Source organism: Paenibacillus sp. JJ1683, assembly GCF_053006485.1.
Map to the genome: position 1 here is coordinate 4,416,695 of NZ_CM129820.1, position 23,797 is coordinate 4,440,491.

The 23,797-nt window shown below is 40.1% G+C and carries 15 protein-coding genes and 2 riboswitches; of the genes, 7 read left to right on the top strand and 8 right to left on the bottom strand.

Features of this window, described 5'->3' with window-relative positions:
- Positions 1-460: 460 nt before the first annotated feature.
- From ACUC6J_RS18900 to ACUC6J_RS18915, 4 genes are all read right to left on the bottom strand, one after another.
- Positions 461-1,993 carry a radical SAM protein gene (locus ACUC6J_RS18900; RefSeq protein WP_447249269.1) on the bottom strand — a complete coding sequence of 511 codons (1,533 nt, stop codon included), beginning with the start codon at positions 1,991-1,993 and terminating at the stop codon, positions 461-463.
- A complete protein-coding gene (locus tag ACUC6J_RS18905) occupies positions 1,959-3,632 on the bottom strand; it encodes an ATP-binding cassette domain-containing protein (protein WP_016818615.1) in 1,674 nt (557 codons plus the stop codon). Before ACUC6J_RS18905 ends, ACUC6J_RS18900 begins: the two co-directional genes overlap by 35 nt.
- Before the next feature lie 246 nt (positions 3,633-3,878).
- Positions 3,879-4,526: a hypothetical protein gene (locus ACUC6J_RS18910; RefSeq protein ID WP_017427401.1), complete on the bottom strand. Its 648-nt coding sequence runs from the start codon at positions 4,524-4,526 to the stop codon at positions 3,879-3,881.
- A complete protein-coding gene (locus ACUC6J_RS18915; protein ID WP_447249270.1) occupies positions 4,520-5,848 on the bottom strand; it encodes a radical SAM protein in 1,329 nt (442 codons plus the stop codon). The genes ACUC6J_RS18910 and ACUC6J_RS18915 overlap by 7 nt, the downstream gene beginning before the upstream one ends.
- 774 nt (positions 5,849-6,622) lie before the next feature.
- Between ACUC6J_RS18915 and ACUC6J_RS18920 the strand changes: the two genes are divergently transcribed.
- Positions 6,623-7,369, top strand: coding sequence for a LytR/AlgR family response regulator transcription factor (locus ACUC6J_RS18920; RefSeq protein WP_430695095.1), 747 nt, complete (start codon positions 6,623-6,625; stop codon positions 7,367-7,369).
- 398 nt (positions 7,370-7,767) lie between these two features.
- Positions 7,768-8,388, top strand: coding sequence for a sensor histidine kinase (locus ACUC6J_RS18925; protein WP_225164800.1), 621 nt, complete (start codon positions 7,768-7,770; stop codon positions 8,386-8,388).
- A gap of 125 nt (positions 8,389-8,513) precedes the next feature.
- Here the strand turns inward: ACUC6J_RS18925 and ACUC6J_RS18930 are convergent, their stop codons facing one another.
- Positions 8,514-9,932 (bottom strand): alanine/glycine:cation symporter family protein, encoded by a 1,419-nt coding sequence (locus ACUC6J_RS18930; protein WP_039269192.1) that lies wholly within the window; start codon positions 9,930-9,932, stop codon positions 8,514-8,516.
- A 158-nt stretch (positions 9,933-10,090) separates the two neighbouring features.
- Positions 10,091-10,185, bottom strand: a riboswitch (glycine riboswitch).
- Positions 10,186-10,196: 11 nt separating this feature from the next.
- Positions 10,197-10,281, bottom strand: a riboswitch (glycine riboswitch).
- Positions 10,282-10,449: 168 nt separating this feature from the next.
- The gene (locus ACUC6J_RS18935) at positions 10,450-11,907 is read right to left on the bottom strand and encodes a glycoside hydrolase family 1 protein (RefSeq protein WP_016818609.1); all 1,458 of its coding nucleotides are present in this window, start codon (positions 11,905-11,907) and stop codon (positions 10,450-10,452) included.
- 211 nt (positions 11,908-12,118) lie between these two features.
- Here ACUC6J_RS18935 and ACUC6J_RS18940 point away from each other — a divergent pair, with 211 nt between their 5' ends.
- From ACUC6J_RS18940 to ACUC6J_RS18955, 4 genes are all read left to right on the top strand, one after another.
- Positions 12,119-13,090 (top strand): LacI family DNA-binding transcriptional regulator, encoded by a 972-nt coding sequence (locus ACUC6J_RS18940; protein WP_447249271.1) that lies wholly within the window; start codon positions 12,119-12,121, stop codon positions 13,088-13,090.
- Between the two features lie 233 nt (positions 13,091-13,323).
- Positions 13,324-14,172: a BglG family transcription antiterminator LicT gene (gene licT / locus ACUC6J_RS18945; RefSeq protein ID WP_016818607.1), complete on the top strand. Its 849-nt coding sequence runs from the start codon at positions 13,324-13,326 to the stop codon at positions 14,170-14,172.
- Between the two features lie 225 nt (positions 14,173-14,397).
- The gene (locus ACUC6J_RS18950; RefSeq protein ID WP_017427395.1) at positions 14,398-16,254 is read left to right on the top strand and encodes a beta-glucoside-specific PTS transporter subunit IIABC; all 1,857 of its coding nucleotides are present in this window, start codon (positions 14,398-14,400) and stop codon (positions 16,252-16,254) included.
- Positions 16,255-16,388: 134 nt separating this feature from the next.
- A complete protein-coding gene (locus tag ACUC6J_RS18955; RefSeq protein WP_016818604.1) occupies positions 16,389-16,904 on the top strand; it encodes a thioredoxin family protein in 516 nt (171 codons plus the stop codon).
- 190 nt (positions 16,905-17,094) lie between these two features.
- Here the strand turns inward: ACUC6J_RS18955 and ACUC6J_RS18960 are convergent, their stop codons facing one another.
- Positions 17,095-18,450 (bottom strand): sugar phosphate nucleotidyltransferase, encoded by a 1,356-nt coding sequence (locus ACUC6J_RS18960; RefSeq protein ID WP_090890481.1) that lies wholly within the window; start codon positions 18,448-18,450, stop codon positions 17,095-17,097.
- Between the two features lie 160 nt (positions 18,451-18,610).
- On the opposite strand from ACUC6J_RS18960, the gene ACUC6J_RS18965 reads away from it, so the two are divergent.
- Positions 18,611-19,306, top strand: coding sequence for a response regulator transcription factor (locus ACUC6J_RS18965; protein WP_016818602.1), 696 nt, complete (start codon positions 18,611-18,613; stop codon positions 19,304-19,306).
- Between the two features lie 40 nt (positions 19,307-19,346).
- On the opposite strand, the gene ACUC6J_RS18970 is transcribed toward ACUC6J_RS18965, so the two are convergent.
- Positions 19,347-23,774, bottom strand: coding sequence for a hypothetical protein (locus ACUC6J_RS18970; RefSeq protein ID WP_447249272.1), 4,428 nt, complete (start codon positions 23,772-23,774; stop codon positions 19,347-19,349).
- Between the last annotated feature and the right edge of the window lie 23 nt (positions 23,775-23,797).

A 23,797-nucleotide genomic window follows, 5' to 3' on the forward strand; every position in this document is an offset into this window, starting at 1 on the left:
CCGTGCGATTTTATTAATTGGAACGATTGCTCTAAACGGAACACAAAATAGGCTACTTCCGAGGCTGAGTTTACACACGATTGAACATGTACTGTCTACCTGTTATCCATATTTCCTTGTAAATTAGCCTTCATAGTTATCTAACGATTAATAAAAATCGCTTCCACTCATTTAACAGAGTAGAAGCGATTTTTCAAAAATTATATAAGCGTTTCTCTAATAGGTCAACTTAAAGCCATATCATAGTTTGCACTACTATTCATTTGCCTATCAGAGCGACATTTACATGCGCAATTCGAGCCATGTCCGAAGTCATGAAGTATATTATTAGCACCGGAAGAACAAATACAAGATAAAGGAACAATTCCAAGGGTATTTGCCATTAAAGGCTTCCTTCCAAATGGATTTACAATTCTCAATTTATAATCCTCCTTCGACTCATTTTGATTATAGGTTGGAATTACACCAATGTAATATGGTTTAATTCCTCTAATAAATGTGGTTTGTGTTCCAAGATAGTATGATAGCTTATCAATGCATGTTCCAGCATATCTAAAGAACGCCTACAAGCTATTCTCTTTTTTTCGATATTAAACTTATCACTATCGTAACATTCGACGTAACAAACCGAACAAAGGCGTATAGCCCAACATTTGGAACACTGGGACAAACTCTCCTTACCATAGTCGTCTATATAACGATCGATTAATACAGATTCGTCTATACCACTATAAACGTTTCCAACTGAAGGTGATTTTCCAATGCGCTCGCATAAATGAAAGTCTCCATTTACCGTTACATAAATTCTTCTTGAGGCAGGTGAACAGCAGCCGTTTAAGCAATAATCCGGGTAAGGAGTTTCAGTTAAAATCCTATCATGTATTATTGAGAATTGTTTGTGTAAAAAATCGATTGTAAAGGGAGTATTTTTTGATATAGAAGTATTATTTAACATTAGATCAATTGTCCAGTTCCCTACAGGGTTATCATAACAATGCATAGAGCTTTTTTCAGTAATCGTTTTTTCTATGTCAGACGAGTGTCTCACATAAGAAATATTTTTAGTAATATCCTTAGGTACCCACGAAAGAGAATTGAAGAAATTTTGAATTTTTTTCATAACTACACCATTAGCTGGTCTAGGTGTTACCATGCTTAGCGATATAAGAGAATTACTCTTTTCTCCATAAGCATTAATTAGATGTTTAAGACCATTAATTGCCTTGTCATACGTGCCCTCACCATTTTTAAATACCCTCCTACAATCATGTATTTCCTTTGGACCGTCAATACTACAAACTACTCCAAAGTTAGGAACTGTAGATAGATATTCTGCGATTTCAGCAGTCATTAAGGTTAAGTTTGTTGTCATTGAAAATGTTAAATCTTTATCAGCACCATTTTTTAAAGTATAGTCTACACAATGCTTTAATAATTTAAATTCTATTAATGGCTCCCCGCCATAAAAAGTTACCGCTACTTTTTTACCTGAGTTTTTCAGAGTATAATCGATTGCTAACTCTGCTACTTGCCAGGACATGTGCCTGCGTCCAAATTCCCTGAAGTCTATGTTCCCTGAATGATATATACAATAGTGGCATGCCATATTACATTGTTCGGTCAACTCCAGAGTAACCTGTTCTAGATGACTTCTTGCATTTTCTAAAACCTCATCTTTTGATAGTGCAAAGGATAAAAGAGGAGGTGCTTGGAATAAATGCTGTTCCTGCGCAACATGTATTAAGTCAATTAGAATAGTCAATGTATCATCATTAACTTTGGTAGGTTTTATTACCTCTTCGATATCTCCGTACACTTGTAAGTTATTTAGAAATACATACTCTATTTCAGTGCATTCCATAACTTTGCCTGTGCCCACATCATACAAATAGGATTTATTCTTTGTCTGAAACAACTTAAACAATCGTGAGTAATTCCCATACTGTTTTTTGATGTTTCTAAAGAACTCCATAACTGTGGAATCCAATATCATCACGTTCCTCTTGGGTTTCAATATTCAAAATATGGTCACATGCTGCTAATAGTCTCTGGTCATGTGATACTACAATTGTTATCCTTCTTGACTTTTGCTTGGTCAATATTTCTATAAGTCCACTTACACTCTTTGAATCTAAGGCTGATGTGGGCTCATCAAGAATCGTTAAGAAAGAATCTTTACTTAATGCACGAATCAAAGCTAATTTTTGCTTTTCACCACCAGAAAAGTTGCTTCCATTTTCGTTTATTAGTATATTTTCAAGGTTAGCTTTTGTTATTATCTCTTCAAGCCCAAAAGCTGTTATAAGCTCATCTTGATTACTGGCAATCTCTTTTGAAAAAGTAATTCCAAATTTCAAATATTCCTTTATTGGTAGATTTAAAAACTCCGGATTCTGTTCTACATAAGAAATTCTATAACGTCTCATATCAAGCATATCTATATCTTTGATGGAGCAATTATTAAAAGCTATTTCTCCTGTGTAAAGATCACTATAAAGACCTATCAGAGTATTAAGTAATGTTGTTTTGCCTGAACCATTGTGACCACAAATCCCGTAAATTCCCCCCTTAAAAAAATCATAAGAAAAGTCTCTAAATACGCTTTCCTCGGAATATTTAACACCTAATTGTTTAATACTTATTTTCTCTAAATCTTCAAGTGTTGTACTACCATAAATATCATTTTCAGAGTTCATAACGTCATTTAACCGTTCTATCGATACTTTCGTCTCTTGGTATGAACTTGCTAAGCTTAATAAATATGAAGTTGACGAGATGATCATTGAAAGGTACGTGTTAATTATGGTGAACTGCCCTATACTCATTTGGCCAATTACAACTTTATGACCTCCAATTCCGATTACAAATATATAGCAGATGATCAATATAAATTGATTTAGATTGGAGAAAATATAATTAGTTTTTACTTGTGAAGTCGCAACTCTAAATAATGAATTAAATGCTTTATTTAGCCGCTCATTCATTTCATTAAAGAGTACATTCTTCTTTATAAAAACCAATTTGTTAATTTGTTCGACTTTTTTAGAGTAGTATTCATTTGCTTCTTTTTTGTATTTCAGATTTGCTTTATACAATTTTTTTCTAAAAACCACATATGTAAATATATAAAAAGGAATAAGCGAGAAAATTATAACGCATAGTAGTACATCAGCTTTTAAAACAATAATACCACTGATAATTATTGTGATTACTTGCAATACTAAGTTGGAAATATTATTTGAAAAAAAGTCAACTACTGTGGATGAATCATTATTAATTTGGTCAACTAAGTATGCATTATCCTTATCTTTGAAGACCGACAGTTTAGTTTTGAATATCTTTTGATAGATATCATTGCAGATTTCGTATAATAATAAATTATTCAATTTCGTAGAGAAAAGGGCAGTTAAATATTGTATGAGAATGTTTACTATATTTATAATCCCCAGTAACAGTACAAAATATAAAATGATACTTATATTACTTTTTGATACTAAATAATCAATATATATGCCTGTGATGTAAGGAACAATAATTCCTATAATCCACAATACTGAAGTAACAACAATGTAAAAAAATACATACTTGCGCGTTTTTGAAAGGTATTTTTTCAAGTATTCTAGGACTATCATATTCATCACCTATGTTTCATATTAGGTAAATCTTAGCGAGATGCTAAAAACAGCATCTCGCTAAGTAATGTTACTTCTCTTAAGCTACATCTTGTAGGAACAAGAAAGAGTGCAGCCACTTGAACCGTGGAAAGGACAATGTGCACTTACTTGTACAGCACTTTTTACCAATACGTCCATAGTTTTTCCCTCCTTAAAATTTAATTTATATAAATAACATACAGTTTAAAAACTATATGCTACTTATCACTTTTGAGCTGCAATAGAAAATGCACTGTTTTCAAGCGTGATATTTATCTTTGCTTTACCTGCACCATTTATATAGTTATATGTTAAGTTTGGTCTAAACAATGGCCATCCCGCAGGAACACTTAATGCACTTGCAGTCGTCTTAACTGTAACTGTGTAATCCGAAGCTCCTTTACTAAAAGTTAAGGAACCTGAACCTTTTGTATTGTCATAACTAATGGCTTTTGAGTATCCTACAGGCACCCGAACTGACATTGAGGAACCATCTACACCTGTGATATCAAGATTAGTATTTAGCTCTGGAAGTGAAACTCCAGACTTTGTACTTTCTACCGTTATTTTTTCATAACTTTTATCAGGAATTAAAATATTAACTCTGTCGGAAATGCCGTTAGCTGAGCCTTTCCCCTTTACTGTGATGTAAATTGTAGATCCACTTAATGTAGAAGTGACAGTATACAAGGATTTGTTATACTCATAACTAAAATCACTTGCTGAAGTTTTTGTAACGGTGACATTACAATTTATAGCCGTTAGATTGATATTCTTAACATCATTTGAAGCTGCATTACTTGAAGCACCTAATGGCATCCCCATAAGTAAGAAACCACATAAAACAATACACATTTTTTTTAGCATTAACATGATTCAGAAACCTCCTTCTTATTTCCCGTTAATTGTCCAGCCAGTAATACTTTCGTGCACTCGGTAATATACTCCTGCAAATTATAACGATATTGCTCACATATGTTAAAGTCTGCCATTCTATTGTGAGGACATCCTCCTAAACACACAGGTAAGTACTTACAGTCTGAACATTTTTCATCTTCAGTAGGATCATATAATAAATAACAACCAAGAAGCTCAGTATTCCATTTCACTGATGTATCTTCATTTATATTTCCAACACACTGCTCAATAATTCCAATATCGCTCCAACATTTATATAAATGACCAAGAGGATCAATAACGAAACTATTATATTTGTCCGCAGAACAATAATTACCTTTAGGTGCAGGATAAATATAACTAATTGGGATATCATTTTCCGACATAAATTTTAAATTAAATTTTGAATACATCTCGTCTGTCAAGCACTTAGTTCCCTCATACTTTCCATTCGTCGGCGTAACTAATCCTAGATAAGGTATTACATTTTCCAATAAAGAATTTTCCTTTAAGAATCCTACGATTTCATGTAAATTCAACCAGTTGTCTTGGTCAGTATTTATTCTCATAAATATCTTAATCATCCCTTTAATTTGCTTGAGGTTATTCATTATGACATCAAATGTCCCTCTTCCACTTACTAAAGGGCGTCTAAGATCATGTACTTCTTTAGGACCGTCAACAGTGACTTGAATATCATTTACTCCACATGATATTAACGTTTGAACTTTTTCTTTATTTAAAAGATAGCCGTTTGTAATGACACTGGCCGTATATTGTATATTGTTTTCTTTACATATTTCCAAAAAATCTTCCGATATCCTAACTATCTGCTTCATTGCAATCAAGGGTTCACCGCCATACCATGTAACATTAAGAGTGTCAAGTTTACTAGCATTTGTTTTAACAAAATTGACTATACTTTGAGCTGTTTCTTGACTCATAGTTTTGTTATGATATTGGTCTTTCTCAAAACAGTATACACATCTAAAATTGCAGGCCATTGTAGGGGCAATTGTTAGCATTAAATTAGAAGATTCAAACCGATTTTTTAAGAGGTTTACCTTTACATATGCTTTTTCATTCATATTATCTTCTACGATATAGCCACATTCGATAAGATTTTCAAGATAAGTATCATTATTTATTGCCAATCCATTGTTTGTAAGTTCACAAAACTGTTTATAGTACTCCGGTTCAAGAACTGCCAATGCACCTGTTCGAGAATTATAAAGTACCGTTTTATCGGTATTTTCAATAATGTCATTAAAAATAAAGTTATATTGCGAAGCTTTCATTTTAGCCCTCCTTAGAATGGATGCGGTCCCTATGTAATTATGAATCGATTAACTAGTGACAAAATTCACATAAGTTTTAAAAATAAAATGTACGCTCATTCTGAGTTGTAATTGCATTCTCGCAGTGCACACTAGCCACCAAGAATAGATGTCCATCATCCGAAACCGGACTGAATTTAAAAGCCATCCTACACCTTCATAGTTTATTCATATACTTTATTCTCTCTGGACAATATCTATACTAGATAGCTTTTCCTTCTCGGCTTTTAATGTAGCATAAAGCAAAAAGAAAAAATAAGCTTGTATCCTGAAATGCAAAAAAGTCCATCTCAACAACCAAATATGTCAGCTTCATGTGAGATTAATATTTTTGTTACCTATATTTCTTTAATGGCAAAGTACGTTACTTGTTAATTCTTTGTTTATATGTCCAAAGAAAGTAAAGGATTAGACTGCTTGAGACAGCAACAAAGATTAAAAGTACTAGGAGCGTGCAACCGCTTGTTCCTGCCGTTATCGTGACGCGAACTGAACCAGTAGAGCCTTAACTGAATACTTTTATAAAGGCTGAAAATAAGGTTTCTAAGCAATAAAGAAGAACGTATCCATTCCTCGCCTGGGCTACGTCCTCTCCACAGTATAAGTATGCATTTGAACTTTTACTAACAAAAATTCCATAACCTGATGGTAATTTTTTTCATATGTAAAACATCACTTCGAATAGACTTTTTTTACAATATACTGGATTTATATAACATATTTGAGGTGGTCTATTTGTTTCAAGTTGCTGTTTGTGACGATGATCCCGCAATGCATAAAATTTTACAACACTTTTTCATGTGTATGTCAGTAAGTGAATCCTTAGATTTTAATCTACAATTCTTTTTATCTGGGGAAGATCTAATCAAATCTTACAGTTCACAAGAGCGATACCCCTTTCATATTATCTTGTTAGATATTGAAATGAGGGAATTATCGGGAATTGAAACTGCAAAACTTATTCGCCTTTTTCCTGACCGAGAAGTTCAAATCATATTTCTAACTAACTATCCAGAATACATGCTAGAAAGTTTTGAAGTACAAGCATTTCAATATTTACTTAAACCCCTTACTTATAAACTCTTTGTAGAAAAAATAAATAAACTATGTCATTATATGCGTTCTTCAGTATCCCACTTTCTGTCTGTGAAAAATAAAACTGAGCATCTTGTATTGAGACACTCTGAGATCATAGTCATCTCAAAAGGTGAAAACAATTACATCCATAATGAACTTTGTATTGCAACGGATTCACACAACTATTTTATTTCCGGAACGTTGAAAGCGGTTTATGAACAATTAAAATATCCGTTTGTGTTTATACATAGGTCAATAATTGTGAATTTAGTTCATATACGTAAGTTTTCAGCTACTTCTGTTATTATGTCAAACGAACAAGAATTCCCTGTAGGTCGTTCTCACGCTAAATCACTTCGTGAGGCGTATGCTCGTTTTATAATTTCTCGTTTTCAGGAAGGGTGAGTTTTTTGAATCATTGCGTTTACATTAATGTCACCTCGTTTTCTAATTACTCTTTATTTTTATTTAGCACAACAAAGCAAAGTCATTTTTCCAATCCAATAGTTAACCTTTTTTTACTTTTCGCCTCTTTACACTTCATACTTATTACAGTACTAGTAGTTCATTATTTTAAAAAAGGAAGGAAATACAAGATAGGGATTGTGTATTATTTTGTAATATTAATAGGAACATCGTTTAACTTGCTCATACATTACGGTTTATTTTCTTTTATGAAACATAATTTATTCTTTATAATGTCAATCATCAGTATTCTTGGAATGAACGTGATTATTGTCTTTCTAACGGACAAGTTGATAGAAAAGTCAAACCTCTCATGCTTTTTTCAAAAGCAAATGCTGATGCAAGAAAAACGTTATAAAGAAACAACTCGATCTCTTAGTGATATCAAACGAAGTATTCATGATTTCAAAAAACAGTTAATTTTTGTCCGTGCTTGTTTACAAGAACAGAGGACGGAAGAGGGTGTTAATCACATCAACCAAACTCTAAAAAATATAGACTCACCAAAACTTCATATAACAACAGGACATCTCGTTATTGATGCTTTAGTAAATCATACTTTCAGCATCGCTAATAAAAGTGGGATAGCTTTCTTCCATCAAATCCATATTAACCCGGCAAATATTAGTATTGGAAGTCATGATCTATGTATTGTCTTAGGTAATGTTTTCGATAATGCTATTGAAGCTGTAATGCAGCTTCCTAGAAAGAAAGAGCATTCAATTCATTTGGAAATTTTCACCGATAATATTGCCCTATGGATTTATGTTCGCAATTCAAAAAGTAATTATCTCAATACAGCATTCTCAACCAAAACATACAATCCCCCTTTAAAAAAACATGGGTATGGATTACTTAACATCCAGCAAGTGATAAAGAAATATGGTGGTTATTTAAATACAACTATTACGGATTCGCATTTTCAAATTACGATTATGCTCCCATGTAATAACTCTTAGGTTCGTAAACGTTATGGATTAAGAGATATTCAGAATAAATAAAATGTCGGTAATCACCAGTCTTATAACCTAAAAAAAGGAGTACCCTCAAGCCTGTGATGGCTGAGAATACTCCCTTTTAGTATTTATGAATTTACCGTTTGTCCCTTTTCTTCTACTTGGATAGCCGCCCCTACATTGGCACCAGCAAGAATACCCTTGTTCTTATTAGGATACAAAGAATTCATATAAGTCCGGGTTTCTGCAACAACAATTCCCGACAAGCCGAGCAGTGCAATCAGGTTCGGAAAAGCCATCATGGCGTTAAAAATATCTGCCAGCAGCCAAATCGCATCCAGTTTAATGAACGCGCCCCCGCCAACCAGTACAATGAACAAATAACGATAAGGCTTGATCCACTTAACCCCAAGCAAGTATTCAACACAGCGTTCCCCGTAATAGTTCCAGCCGAGCATGGTGGTGAATGCGAACATAATCAGGATGATGGTGAGCAGCTCTGCTCCCAGCGGAAATGCACTGGAAAAGGCTTGCTGAGTCATCAAGCCTGCATCGGTAGGCCCGCTCCACACCCCGCTAACCAGTAACGTCAACCCGGTCATCACACAAATAACCATCGTATCAATAAACACACCCGTCATGGAAATCAGCCCTTGTTCCGCAGGCCATTTGGTTTTGGCAGCTGCGGCTGCAATCGGTGCGCTCCCCAATCCAGCTTCGTTGGCAAAAATACCTCTGGCTACCCCACTGCGCATGGCCAGCATAATCGTAGCTCCTGCAAATCCGCCGGTTGCCGATGTAGTTGAAAATGCCGAATGAAGCACAAGCGCAATTGCGGCAGGAAGTTGGTCAGCAAATCGAATCAGTACAATGATACAAATTAATACATACAGGCCTGTTTTAAAAGGAACGACCTTCGTCGATACCTTGGCAATGCTTTTGAGTCCACCAATGGTCACAAGACCTGTAAGGACAGCAATTGTCAGCGCCGTTACAATCGGCGGAACGCCAAAACTGTTTTCAGTCGAAGATACAATCGCCTTGACCTGAGGGAATGTTCCAATTCCGAACAACGCTACCAGCATCCCTGAAAAAGCAAACAGCATCGCCAACGGTTTAAAACGGCGTCCCAGGCCTTTTTCAATATAATACATCGGGCCGCCGGAAAATTGTCCATTCCGATCCTTCACCCGGTATTTTACCGCAAGTACACCTTCCGCATATTTCGTCGCCATCCCAAAGAAGGCTGCAACGACCATCCAGAACAAGGCACCCGGCCCGCCCAGCTTAATGGCTGTTGCTACACCGACAATACTTCCTGTACCGACGGTAGCCGCCAATGCCGTACTCAAAGCCGCAAAACTACTCACATCCCCGCTACCTTCATTCGGGGCCTTACCGATGAGCTTGATCGCCAGGGGCAGGCGGAATACCTGCAACATTTTTAGACGTATGGTCAGCCATAACCCCGTTCCCATAACAAGGATGATGAGAGGCGCCCCCCATATCCAACTGCTAATCGTTTCTAACACATGTACCAAATTCATTTCAACCCGCTCCTCCAGCATAGTAGAAAACAAAAAAGAGTCAAATCTGTTGATTCGACTCCTGGAGAGGTTAAAGGCACGAAAAAATACAACCATCTTGTGCAGGATTTCACCTCTAAAAGCTTATAAAAAGCCTAGGGCTATCCCTGTCACAGGTTATTCGCGTCTCTGTCCTTTTGCCTGAGAGTTTAAGCAGATGTGATCTGCGGTGCACCTTCGGCGCCCAATTAAGGGTCTCTCCAGAGTTCTGTCCGTTTACGGTCCCTGCTCGTTGCTGTAAATCAGCCTAAGCACCTGAGAGTTTTGCCCCTTCGGTTGGAACTTTCATTCCATCTCCCGCAAACATCAACCAGACATATGAAATTTTTATTCATTATACAGAAAAATTTCAGCTTATTACAAGTGAAAAATTTGTGAAGCCCTCTGAAAGAATCAATAGAGTGTCTATACAAAAAGCGGGTACAGCAGATTGCATCCTGAGGATTTTCTCTGCTGTACCCGCCAAAACGATATGGAATTACAGTTCTTCACCGTTGGTTGCTATCACATTTTTATACCAGTTAAATGAGTCCTTTTTGGAGCGTTGAAGCGTTCCGTTACCGTCATCATCCAGATCAACGTAAATAAATCCGTAGCGCTTGGACATTTCGGACGTAGACATGCTCACAAGGTCGATAGGTCCCCAACTGGTGTAACCAATCAGATCAACACCGTCAGCAATCGCTTCCTTCATTTGGGCAATATGCTGACGCAAGTAATCAATGCGATACGTGTCATGCACAGAGCCGTCTTCTTCTACCTTATCATACGCACCCAAGCCATTTTCCACGATGAACAGTGGCTTTTGATAGCGATCATAAAACGTATTCAGTGTAACACGCAGGCCGATCGGATCGATCTGCCATCCCCAGTCGGAAGACTGCAGATACGGATTTTTCACACCGCCTATCAGGTTCCCTGCTGCCTTTTCGCCTTCTGGCCCTGCCGATACGGTCAAGGTCATATAGTAACTAAATGAGATAAAATCGACCGTGTTATTTTTCAAAATTTCGGCATCGCCGGGTTCTGTCTGGATCACAATATTATTTTCTTCAAAATAGCGGTTCATATAGTTGGGATATTCCCCACGAGCATGCACATCCGTAAAGAACAGGTTCATTTGATTTTCATGCTGTGCTTTCAGGATATCTTCTGGGTTACACGTATGTGGGTAGCTTTCAATGCGGGCCAGCATACAGCCGATCTGAGCGCCCGGAATGATCTCATGTCCCCGTTTGGTCGCCAATGCACTTGCTACAAATTGATGGTGCAATGCTTGATATATCGCTTGTTGCTTGTTTTCTACACGGTCAATAACCACACCGCCGCCTGTAAACGGGCTCATAGTCATGACATTAATTTCGTTAAAGGTCAGCCAGTATTTTACTTTATCCTTATAGCGTGTAAATACCGTTTCGGCATATTTTACGTAATGATCCACGACTTCGCGTCCCAACCAGCCATTATACTTCTGTGTCAGACCTAGCGGTGTTTCATAATGCGACAGTGTTACCAAAGGCTCAATACCATACTTGCGCAGCTCATCGAATACATTGTCGTAGAATTGCAATCCTGCTTCATTCGGCTCGGCATCATATCCATTCGGGAAAATCCGCGACCAGTGGATGGACATCCGAAATACTTTAAAGCCCATTTCTGCAAACAAGGCAATATCTTCTTTGTAGTGGTGGTAAAAGTCCACACCTTCACGCTTTGGAAAACGGGCGTTTACCTTCCCTGCCAAGATGTCCTCCAGTCGTTCGGACGAAATTTCTATAGCATGATCGTTCTTACGTTCTGATTTAGGTACATAGGCTATCATGTCTGCGCTGGACAGACCTTTTCCATCTACGTCAAAAGCACCTTCCAATTGGTTGGCTGCAGTTGCCCCGCCCCAGAGGAAGTTTTTCGGAAATCCTTTTAGCGTCTTCGTCATGGTATGAAAACCTCTTTCCTTAATTTAATGTTTTCACTTTAGTCAATAACCCGTCAGGTGCTGCAATACGAATCCATAACTAACGGTAACCGTTCTTCTTTGAAATGCATCGACAGATGCTTTAAAATAGACGTAATGCCCTCATAAAGCATCCTAATTGTTGTAACGCGTTTCATGTCAAGTATTTTTTTCTCAGGTGAGGAGAAGCATCATGTCGAATCTTGATCAAATTGCAAAACTGGCGGGCTTTTCCAAAGCTACGGTATCCAGAGTGTTAAATCAGTCCCCCCATGTAAGCCAAGAAACCAGAGCTAAAATTTTAAAAATAATGCAGGAATTGGATTATGTTCCTAATCGGAATGCGATCTCTCTATCCAAGGGTCAGACGCTTCAGATTGGTATCATCACTTCAACTATCAATGAAATTGTGCTGGCATTTCTGGACAGCTTTGTGGAAATCGCAGGCCAATATGAATTCCAAACCATTATTTATACTTCGGGAGAAGACAAAAAGAAAGAGCTTCAAGCTTTCGAGGATTTAAAAAGAAAAAGAGTTGATGCGCTGGTCATCATTTCCTGCGTGAATGACACTGATTTTTTGAGTACCTATTGTAAATATGGACCGATCGTGGCATGGCAACGTATGGAGCATACCGATATTCGCTCCGTCGCTATGGATCAATATGAAGGATACATGTTAGCATTAAAACATTTGATACAAAAAGGCTATACACGTATAGCCAATGCTTTTGGTCGTCCGAGTAGCATCAATACTCACAGCAGACAACAAGCCTATGAGCAGATCATGAGTGAACACAATCTGCCGATGCTGCCACACTGGAACTATTCTTCTATTTATAACATTCGTGATGGCGAACAGGTCGTGCGCAATTTGTTACAGCATCGGGAGGAATTTCCGGAGGCTATCTTGTGTGCTAACGATTATGTAGCAGTGGGCATTCTCTGCGAAGCGCGCAGACAATTGCTGAGGGTACCGGAAGACTTGGCGATTGTTGGGTTTGATAACACGGAGCTGGCGCACACCATGGGCATTACAACGGTTCAAAATCCTATTATGGCTCAGGCGGAAAATGCTTTTTTCATGCTTTCCCCTCAGCTGATTGGACGCCAAATGGAGCTTCATTCGCTAGAATACAGTCTCATTGAGCGTACGACCACTTAAGGGCACAATTGACTTGCAAATTAGGCAAATGGGCCTTGATATGAAATATTTTTTGTCGAAAGAGAATAAAATATGTTGAAATCGCTTTTTTTTGTGCTACAATAGCACTATATCGAAGGATTGTGACCGGTGATGCGGGCAATGCCTGAGTTCAATTGAGTGCTATTGCTAACAATAGTGTTGAATTGTGCTTGGGCATTTTTTATTGGTAAAGGATGGGAGGGGGAACTTCAATGATTATTGAGAAGGTGCTCAATAACAACGTCCTGTTGACTAAAAACGATAAAGGCAAAGAGGTCATCGTCATGGGAAGAGGTATTTCCTTCAAAAAGGTGGCTGGCGACCAAGTCGATGATCATAAAATAGATAAGATTTTCATGTTAAATGAAAACGAGTTCACGGCCAGACTAACTGAGCTGCTAAACGATATTCCTGTGTCTCATCTGGAGGTCGTGAATGAAATCGTGACCCATGCAGCCGAAGTGCTGGATACGGAGTTAAGTGATAACATTTATTTAACATTGACCGACCATATTCATTTTGCCATACAGCGGGAAGAAAAAGGATTGGCACTCAAAAACGCGATGCTGTATGAAATTAAACGCTTTTACAAAAAAGAATTTGCAGTTGGGCTGGATGCTCTACAAAAAATTGAAAATACGCTCGGTGTAAAATTGGGCGAAGACGAAGCGGGATTTATTGCACTGCATATGGTGAATGCACGGATTGATGGTAACGAGATGAAGGCTACACTGAAAATGACCGAGATTGTCCAACACATATTGAATATTATTACGTATCATTACGGGATTGTGCTGGATGAGTCTTCTTTTAGCTATTCGAGATTTTTGACCCATTTGCAATATTTTGCAATGCGAGTGATTCGCAAAGAGGTTATTCACAGTGGTGAAGAATTTTTGTACAACCAGGTAAAGCAAACATATACCGAGGCTTTTGCTTGTGCCCAAAAAATTAATGAGTATCTGGAAAAAACATATGATCAATATTTAAGCAAAGATGAGTATGTATATCTAACGATTCACATTCATCGGGTAACTGAGCGTAATAACATATCAGGCTAAAAACTTTATATCCTCATCGTTCATGGATTGTGACTGGTAAGGCAGGCAAAACCTAAACTGATGGTGAAATCGACGTTCCCTTATAGGAGGAGTGCGCAGTTTTCACCACGAGTTTAGGTTTTTCTTGTTTACAAGTTTAAAAAGATGCACGCCGGCGCATCTCAGCAACAAATGTAAACGGTAAATCCTATCAGTAGCAAGAATAACACTTAAGGAGTTCTGAACATGAGTGATAAAGAGCTATCCAAAAAAATAGTGACTCTCGTTGGCGGCGAAGAGAATGTCAATTCGGTATTCCATTGCGCTACACGCTTGAGATTTAAATTAAAAGATCGCACAAAAGCAGACAAAGCTGCACTGGAAGCAACACCTGGTGTCATTACAGTGGTGGAAAGCAGTGGCCAGTTCCAAGTGGTCATTGGTAACAATGTAGGTCAGGTCTTTGAGCATATGATGGCAGAAACAAATCTGCAGGATGCAGATAATCCAAATGCGAAAAAAGAAGAATCTTCCGAAAAAACGAATTTTCTTGGCAAAGCGGTCGATATCATTTCCAGCATTTTCTCACCTCTCTTGGGTGCTCTTGCCGGAGCTGGTTTGCTCAAAGGGATTATGGCCTTAATTGCGTCGCTCCATTGGATTGATACTGCAAGCGGTACGTATCTCATTCTGAACGCCGCTTCGGACAGCGTGTTTTATTTCTTGCCTATATTCCTAGCTATTACATCGTCCCGTAAATTTAAGACGAATGCTTTTGTATCGGTCGCAGTTGCTGGAGCCCTCGTCTACCCGGATGTTATTGCAGCGGTGGACCATCCGGCAAAACTGGCTTTTCTCGGGATTCCAATCATTCTGATAAAATATAGTTCCAGCGTAATCCCGATTATTCTCGCGGTATGGGTACAGTCCTATGTGGAACGTTGGTTTAATTCCTTTGTTCATCAATCGGTTAAAAACATTATCGTCCCTATGCTATCACTGCTAGTTGTTGTTCCGTTGACGTTTTTGGCCTTTGGTCCAGTCGGTAACCTGATCAGCCAAGGCTTGGCGAACGGTTTTACATGGGTGTACAATTTAAGCCCATTGATTGCCGGAGCTGTTGCTGGGGCATTCTGGCAAGTCTTTGTTATTTTCGGCGTACACTGGGGCTTCGTTCCTATTATGCTGTCCAATATTCAAACATTGGGTTATGACACGATGCTTCCAATGCTTACAGCAGCCGTACTTTCTCAAGCGGGTGCAACACTGGGGGTATTCCTGAAATCACGAAATACTCAAATGAAAGCTTTGGCTGGTTCTTCTACACTGGCAGCTGTATTCGGGATTACTGAACCTACGATTTATGGTGTAACTTTGAAATTGAAAAAGCCTTTCATTTACGCTTGTATTTCTGGTGGTATCGGTGGCGCTATTATCGCTTCCGGCGGAGCAACTGCAAAATCCTTCTCCCTGCCTAGTTTACTGGCGTTGCCAACTTATTTTGGAGCTGGGTTCTTGTGGGTTGTTATCGGCTTACTCGTTGCCTTTGTACTTGCAGTTGTATTGGTTATGATTTTGGGCTTTGATGATCCAAAAGAAGAAGCTGCAAAAACAGAAACAGCACCCGTAAAAAAAGAAGTAGCCATCGAAAAAGAAATCCTCGTAAGTCCGCTGCAAGGTAAAGTGCTGCCATTGGAACAATCTTCTGATGTTGCTTTTGCTTCAGGCGCTATGGGGAAAGGAATCTTGATCGATCCTACAGAGGGTGTGCTGACATCTCCGGTTAACGGAACGATTACGACAGTATTCCCGACCGGACATGCCATCGGTATTACTTCCAATGACGGAGCGGAAATTTTGATTCACGTTGGTGTTAATACAGTGAAGCTGAAAGGACAATTCTTTGACAAACGCGTCAAAGAGGGTGATGTGGTGAAGCAAGGACAGTTGTTGCTTGAATTTGATATCGAACAAATTAAAGCGGCAGGCTATACAACGACTACGCCGATCATCGTAACCAATTCCGCTCAATACCTGGATGTACTGAACACTATGGAAACGGAAGTGAAACGTGAGGATTACTTGTTGACCGTTGTAGTCTAACGTTTAACTTTCAGACTAAAAGAAGCTTTCCTAATGGAAAGCTTCTTTTTTATACATCATGAGACAAGTGTTACAGCGAAAAATGGAAATATCATATATTGTAAGTTTGAGATTGTAAAAAAAGGAGGATTTCTGTGAAAAAAGGATATATCGCCGGGTTAAGTGTCATTGTGTTGCTTATCATTGGTATCGCTATTTCAGCTGTAGTTAAATTTCAAGACCTGGAGCAGGTAGTTCAACAGAAAGATAAAGAGATCCAAGCGAGCAAAAGCAATTACCCCGAAATATATGACCACTTGAATGCGGTTACAATGGATGGTTTTAAACAATTGATTCAGCAGGATCAAAGTGTATTTGTCTATGTTGGCAGACCCAGTTGTGGCGACTGCAATCGGTTTGAGCCTAACTTTAACAAGATGATTGAACAGTATAATCTGGGCTCCAAAATTACTTTTTTAAACGTTCACAAAATTCACAAGGACAAATCCCAATGGAATAAGTTCAAAGCAGATTACAACGTAAAATACACCCCCACGATTGCAGAATTCAGGAACGGCAAGCTGGTGGATAAAATAGAATGGACGCCAAAAAGAGATCTCAGTACAGATGCCGTAAAAGAATGGCTAACCTCCAAAAAACTCATTTTATAAGCCTCTTTTTTATCCATTTCATTGAGAATAATAGAGTTGTTCATGCAAAAAAGGTATTCAAGCGAACAACGCATGAATACCTTTTATTAAGAATGTCCAAATCATCAAGCTGATTAAAAATAGTTCCTAGCGCTCTTCACTCGCTTCGGAAAGCCTTGTTTACACCCATCCGTTCCTATATTGCAGGCGATTATACAGTACGAGCATCAATCGAATCGGGAAATTCATATCGAATAATATCCGTTTCGGATACGATATGTCCGATTTGTGACTCAATGAATTCCAAATCTCCCTCTACTGCACCTATAAAATGCTTGGTACCAGGTTCTACAACGATGACCATACCAGGGCTGACTGTCTGTGTCATCCCATTGATACAGACACTTCCGGTTCCTGAAACAATGGTCCAAACCTCTTTTCGGAACTGATGCTCATGATAGCTGATAAATCTCCCGTTCGAAATGACAACACGTTTGGTGACCGTTTGTAACCCGCTTGCCGCTTGTTGATGGGACAAGACCGTTTGCTTACCCCAGAATCGCTCCTCAAAACGCGGTCCAATTTCAATTTCTGCCACCATATCCTTAATTCCTGTTGATGATTGTCGATCCGTAACCAGCACACCATCCGGCCCAGCAACAACAATAATGTTTGGGACATTCCAGATGCTAACCGGAATTTCCAGTTCATTGATGATATGCGAGTCATGTGATGCTTCCGAAATATATCCGGGACCGCTTAGCTTTGAACTTACTTCCCGCACCAACGAATCCCACGTTCCCAAGTCCCTCCACTCTCCATGATATGGGAGCACGGAGAGCTTACGAGTGTGCTCTACTACCGCAATATCAAAGCTGGTTTTAGGCAAGTCTGCGTAATTTGTCGAAAGTGTTTTATAATCGGCTGGTAAACTCATTTGCGCCAGCACATCCAATAAAAAGCCGAGTCTAAAAGCAAACACTCCGCAGTTCCATAAGGCTCCTTCACGGATCAAGGCTTCAGATCGAATCAGATCGGGCTTTTCTACAAATGAACTCACCCTATAATATTCCTGGTCAAGTAAAGGAGCTGAAGGCACAATATATCCATATTTATCTGAGGGCTCCGTTGGAACAGCCCCCATCAATGCGATATGGCTTCCTGATTGCTCTAATATGGAAGGAAGCCTGCGCAGATGCTCGAAAAATTCATCCCCCGCATAGCCATCCACCGGCATGACCCCCACGATCTCGTCACGTGATGCACCTGCAATGTCATGCAAGTAAGCGGTAGCCAAGGAAATGGCCGGGAAGGTATCCCGCTGAGTCGGCTCCTCAATCACTACAGCGTCTCCACCAATTTGTCCCTGAATCAGTTCGACCTGAGTTCCACTCGTAGAAAAATAGGCTTGATCTGCCAAATTCGCCTCATCCAACTGCCTCCATATCCGTTGCAGCATGCTTTCCGGCCGCTCGTCATGACGTAGGATGGAAAGAAACTGCTTCGGACGGTTCACATTGGATAAGGGCCATAGACGTTTACCCGAGCCTCCGGATAATAAAATCATTCGCAAAGATGCAACCTTCTTCCTCTAAATTCATATTTTCTTACATTATTGGACTGTTTGCTTTTCGTGCTTTTGCCGAATACATAAGTATGTATCATCGTAGAACATACATAGTTATGCCATGTTAATGGTATCTTTGTCCGTACAGGAGATGTCAGTCATGCCTATAAAAATACTCATCCTTGAAGATCAAAAAAGTTTGGCTGATATGATTGCTCTTCATCTTCAGGAGGAAGGCTATCATACCGAACTAATCTATGATTGTAAACTCGCAATTCCTACATTAATGCACTTTAAGCCGGACATTATTGTGACCGCTCTAATGTTTTCCGGTAAAGTCGAATCTGAGCTGATCAGTCACATCCGTCAATTCACCACGGTTCCTATGCTCGTCATCTCTAATAACACCCTGCTGAATATAAGAATAAAGGCTCTGGATGACGGAGCGGATGACTTTTTATGCAAACCTTTCAGTCTGAGGGAGCTAAATGCCCGCATCAAAGCCTTGCTGCGCCGCAGTGGTAGCAACATGCTCACTGAATCACGAACGATAACCCAAAAGCTTAAAAAGGTAAGAGTTTGGGTGAATGATTACCGTCATAGCCTGTTGGTCGATGACCAGGAAATCGAAGTTACTCACATCGAATTTTCTATTATAAAAGAGATGTCCAGCAATCCAGGGAAAGTCTTTACCCGTAGCGAGCTGATGGATCGGGTCAAAGGCGGAGATGGCGCTTATCTGGACCGTACCATCGACGTACATATCTCCAGCCTCCGCAAAAAAATTGAACGTGATCCTAAAAACCCTCAGCATATCCGTACCGTTTGGGGCAGAGGCTACAAATACGAGATGTAGCCATATTGTGGCGCCTGTTTCCCTCCGGGCAGCTTGCTTCTTATGGAATTTTCCGCTTATTCCATCGCCGATATGGAAGAAAACAAGCTGCTCCGCCCAGGATCCCTATGACAAACAATACCCAGCCAAAACGGTAGGCTGAAGCCAGAATAACGACAACCTTACCGTTTCCGCTGCCATTCGTTATGAATCCGGTAGTTACTCCATTCACAGACAGACGCGCTCGCTGATTTTCGTTACCCAGCCTGAACTCCCATAGTGGATTGGGTGATTCCGTCTCCCGGATCAGCACCTGCTGATGCATTGGATTATATAGCGTAAAACTACGTTCCATGGAATTTTCACGAGTAGCCTGAATGCTTTCCGCAGCGTGTGGTGCCATAAAAAAGGTATCCATATCCGTTCCCTCAAACAGCGTAAATTGATCCACTGTAATCATCGCTTGATAAGGGATGATGGAATATTGCTTCATTTGAAATAAGCCCGTCTGCTTCTTGTGCGCATGCGCTAAAATCTGAAACTGCATCATGGTGGTTCCTGCCGGAGCCTTTACAATCTGGTCATAATGATTCCATTGCTCCTTATCTCTCTCCTCCACCTCATCAATATAGGAGGTTTGAAGAACCTGGGACGCTTTATTTAAGAAAATGACCTTCATGTGCCGACTTCCAATTTGTTCTGACCGTGCATCCAACTGCACGGCATACTCTTGCAACGGTTCCGCCTTCATTTTTTTGGACGCATAAATATTCCAATCACAGGAATAGCTAGGTGCGTAACGGATGGACAGTTCTGTGTCCTTGATGGATAGATCCGTCTGGCCAGGTCGAATATCTGCTACACAACCAACATCCGTGCTCAATGATTCCTTCGTGTCCTGCCCAGGCATCACGATCACTTCCTGCCCGCCCATTCGATGAATATCTGTAAAATGGCTCAATGACGGCACCTGACTGTCCAGTACAAGGGTTAAGCGATATTTTCCCTTGGTTAAGAACAGATTTTTAAATTCGACTCGGCCATAGTCGTTCAGCAGACCGGGAATTTGTATGCTTTTCTTGGCAAAACCATCCTGATTGGGCACCGTTTCAATAACCTTCTTTTCGGATAAAGAGGTAGCGGGTAATCGCTTATAAGAGTCCTCCGTACGAATCGTTCTGGTCAGTACCTCTCCAGTCTCTTCATCCTTCCATTTCATGGTTAACGATCCTTCATATCCGGCAGGTAAATTAGCCAAAATAGCTGTGGCATAGGTTCCCGTTTTGGCGACTTCCACTTCTCTGCTTAACGTCCCTTTTTGGTAACTGATTCCCCGACCCATACTAAGTCTAGGTAAAGCACGTTCCGTCTGCACATTCCCTTGAGCATTAAAATCGTTCTCTGCCTCCAAGGTGAAAAAGAGCTTGCCCCGCTTCAATGCCTGCTCCACCGGAAAAGATAACCGATCCAGTTGATCCACAGGAACAATCGCAAATTGATTGACCGCATTAAAGCCTTGCAGGTTATTAACCGTGATTGGGTTATCTCCCTTTGGAAAAACATGTTCTCCCAAATCAACCCATTGAAATTGGTTTAATCCCTCATCACGGGTCTTGATGTTAGCCACTCCATCGGGCAGTGTGACTTGTATTTTCCCGCCTGCCTTATTCATGAACACTCTTGCATATACATGCGAGGTTTGAGGCTGGTCCATCTTTTTATGCATCGTAAACGTGTTGGGCTTGCTGTATTTCCCCAAATCACGCAGCTGAATATCGTGAATCCACCAGTAATTTTTTTGCTGCGGACGCTGGAGGGTTAACAAATCCATTCGCATCCAATAGCTGCCAGGCGGCGAGACGTATTCCCCGTAAAATTTTACACTGTCAAAATTATATCCCTCTGAAGGCGCCACAACATAGCTAACCCCCAGCTCACGCATTTGCTTATCATAAAACCTCATTTTTACATGCATTTTGTTCGTCCCACGACCAGAAACGGTGATGTGGAACTGATATGGGTTATTTTCCTTGGCTTCTAGCAATCCCGATCTAGCAACCTGCCATATATTACTCGGATCTCCCTTCATAATCTCACCATGCAGAGTCGGCACGTCGTTCGATTCCTCTCGGGGGTTAGCCTGCACACTGAACAACTGTGGATTATCAGGCTTGAAAAAGGTTTCCGTTCTCAGCATAGAGTCAAAATCAAGCACCGTTTTGCCTTCAATACTACTCATCTGATAGGGTGCCACATCCAGCTTCTTACTGGCGAAGGTGACCGCAATCCCTGCATCCATCTCCATATCAAACGGGAAGTTCCGTATATTTTGGGAGGATAAATACCACAACCAATCGTTGGTTGATGCAAAAGTTTTTGACCATTTCAAAAATGCATTACCATCCTCAATGGCATCAAAAGGCCGCAAGTAATCCTCTGCCGGGAGCTGGGACAACAGCAAGTCATTAAAGGAGGCTGCCTCCACATAATCCCCCTTGTTGACCGTCTGAATGGTGTTTAACTCAGGCTTCAACGCGCTGAACAGCACGCCAAAACGGCTGAAATCAAAACCAGGCAGATGACTGTAGCTCTCCAGTCGGCTAAATCCGTAAGGTGTCACAATTTTACTTGCAAGAATATTCATATAGGGCGGTGTCTGATCAAGATTGAATATGGAAAATAAATCGTTCTTATACGTACGTTTCAACCCGATCTGACCTTCCAGCTGAGACAGGTGGAAATCCTGCCGTTTCTCCTGTCCCTCATATTCGTCATGGTAAACCAACTGGTTGACCCCAAAAGTAGAGAACAACCAGCCTAATCGCGAGCTTAATCCGTTGTCCATAACATACTGCAGAAAATTCATATAGTATGTGATACCGGGATCATTGCCTTCATGATGAAAGATCGTATTTTTAGGAGAAGAGTATACTTGAAAATCCCCGGTTGCCTTCTCGGTGGCCGTCTTGCCTTTATTCCATTTGGGCGTCGCTACTCCGTTATAGCTTTGAATCATATTATCAGCAATCGGAAAATACAGTGCCTTGCTGTCAAAACGATCTGGGTCAGTCAGCTTTTCAGCCATTTGGCTATAAGCCTTCGGCACTTGTACCGGCTTGTAGTACCCCTCAATGAACTGGGTACGCAAGGGAGCAAAATATACACCCAGACACAAAACGACGATAACAACCGCCAGCTTTTTATACACACGCTGTAGCGGCGATGATCCAAACCATTCCATACATTGAATGACGCCAAAGGTCAGCAACACACCAAAATTAAGGGAAAGCAGTCCAATAAATTTGTTAGGATCACGGAAAACCGAACCAATCACAGGGGTTTTCGTAACCAAAATAACAAACCACTTGGCAATGGACGGAAATGTCGTTCCAGTCGCTGCAACCATAAATAACAGCGTAAGGAGCGAGAAGATCAGAATGATCGGATTTTTATGTGAACGTGTCACCATCGCGTATCCGATCAATAGCAATAAGAATCCCCCACCTATATAAAACATCGCAGGCAGTGAGGAAAAGGAAAACATTGGCCACCAATAGCTCAGTAAATAACCCACATTATATAAACTGCTATTACGGCTGAACAGAGACAACGTATCCACGACGTTGATATTATGCTGAGACGCTTGAGCGTCCATCAACATGCTACCTACATACAGGGACAACCAGTAAAAACTAAGCAGTCCGAAAAACACACCAAAAATCATGCCTTTACGCAAAAAATTACTGTATAAGGGCTGTAAATAGGCGCGCCCGGCTTTACGATGAGTCCAGGTCAGTTTGAGCAGGAGCAACATGGTGAACAATCCCAAATAAATCATCCCGAAGAAAAAATAATGAATGGCCGCAGCACTAACAGTGAATACTGCAGCCAGCAGGAACAGGTCAATCCAGTTCCGCTGATACAACTTATGGGGATGATAGTTTTTAATTTGTTGAATTTGAAACTTGGGGTCCACCGCACTGAAAAAGAATCGCAGCATTAACGGAAACAAACTATACCCACAGAGCAAATAAATATGCTGGATGCGAAAAATAACCCACGGATTCAGTGCGTAAAACAACGAACCAACCATGATGGCAAAAATACGGGTTTTCGTAAAACTTGGTGAATAATACACGCTGACCAGTCGCTTGGCAAAGGCATACATCGAAAATGCCGAGACAAATAACAAGCCTGTGATAAACGACTTGAGCAAGACCGGGCCGCTTTCGTCAAATAATAGTGAAAGTCCATAGAAGGGCAAGATGTACAGGATACGTGGAGCATTGAACAAGGTCGAGGTAGACCATCGTTCGTTCCATACTCCGGTTATTTCCTCCAGATACCGATGAGAGGTGGCTCCAAAGGCAATGTCACTGAATACGATTTGTCCTAATCCATAGATGGGGGCAAGATATGCGACAATCGCAGCCAGCATCAATAGGATTGCCGCCATATCGTAGCGGTAGCGAAATATCCACTTTTTCATGCTTGTCCCCCTCTCTTGAACCT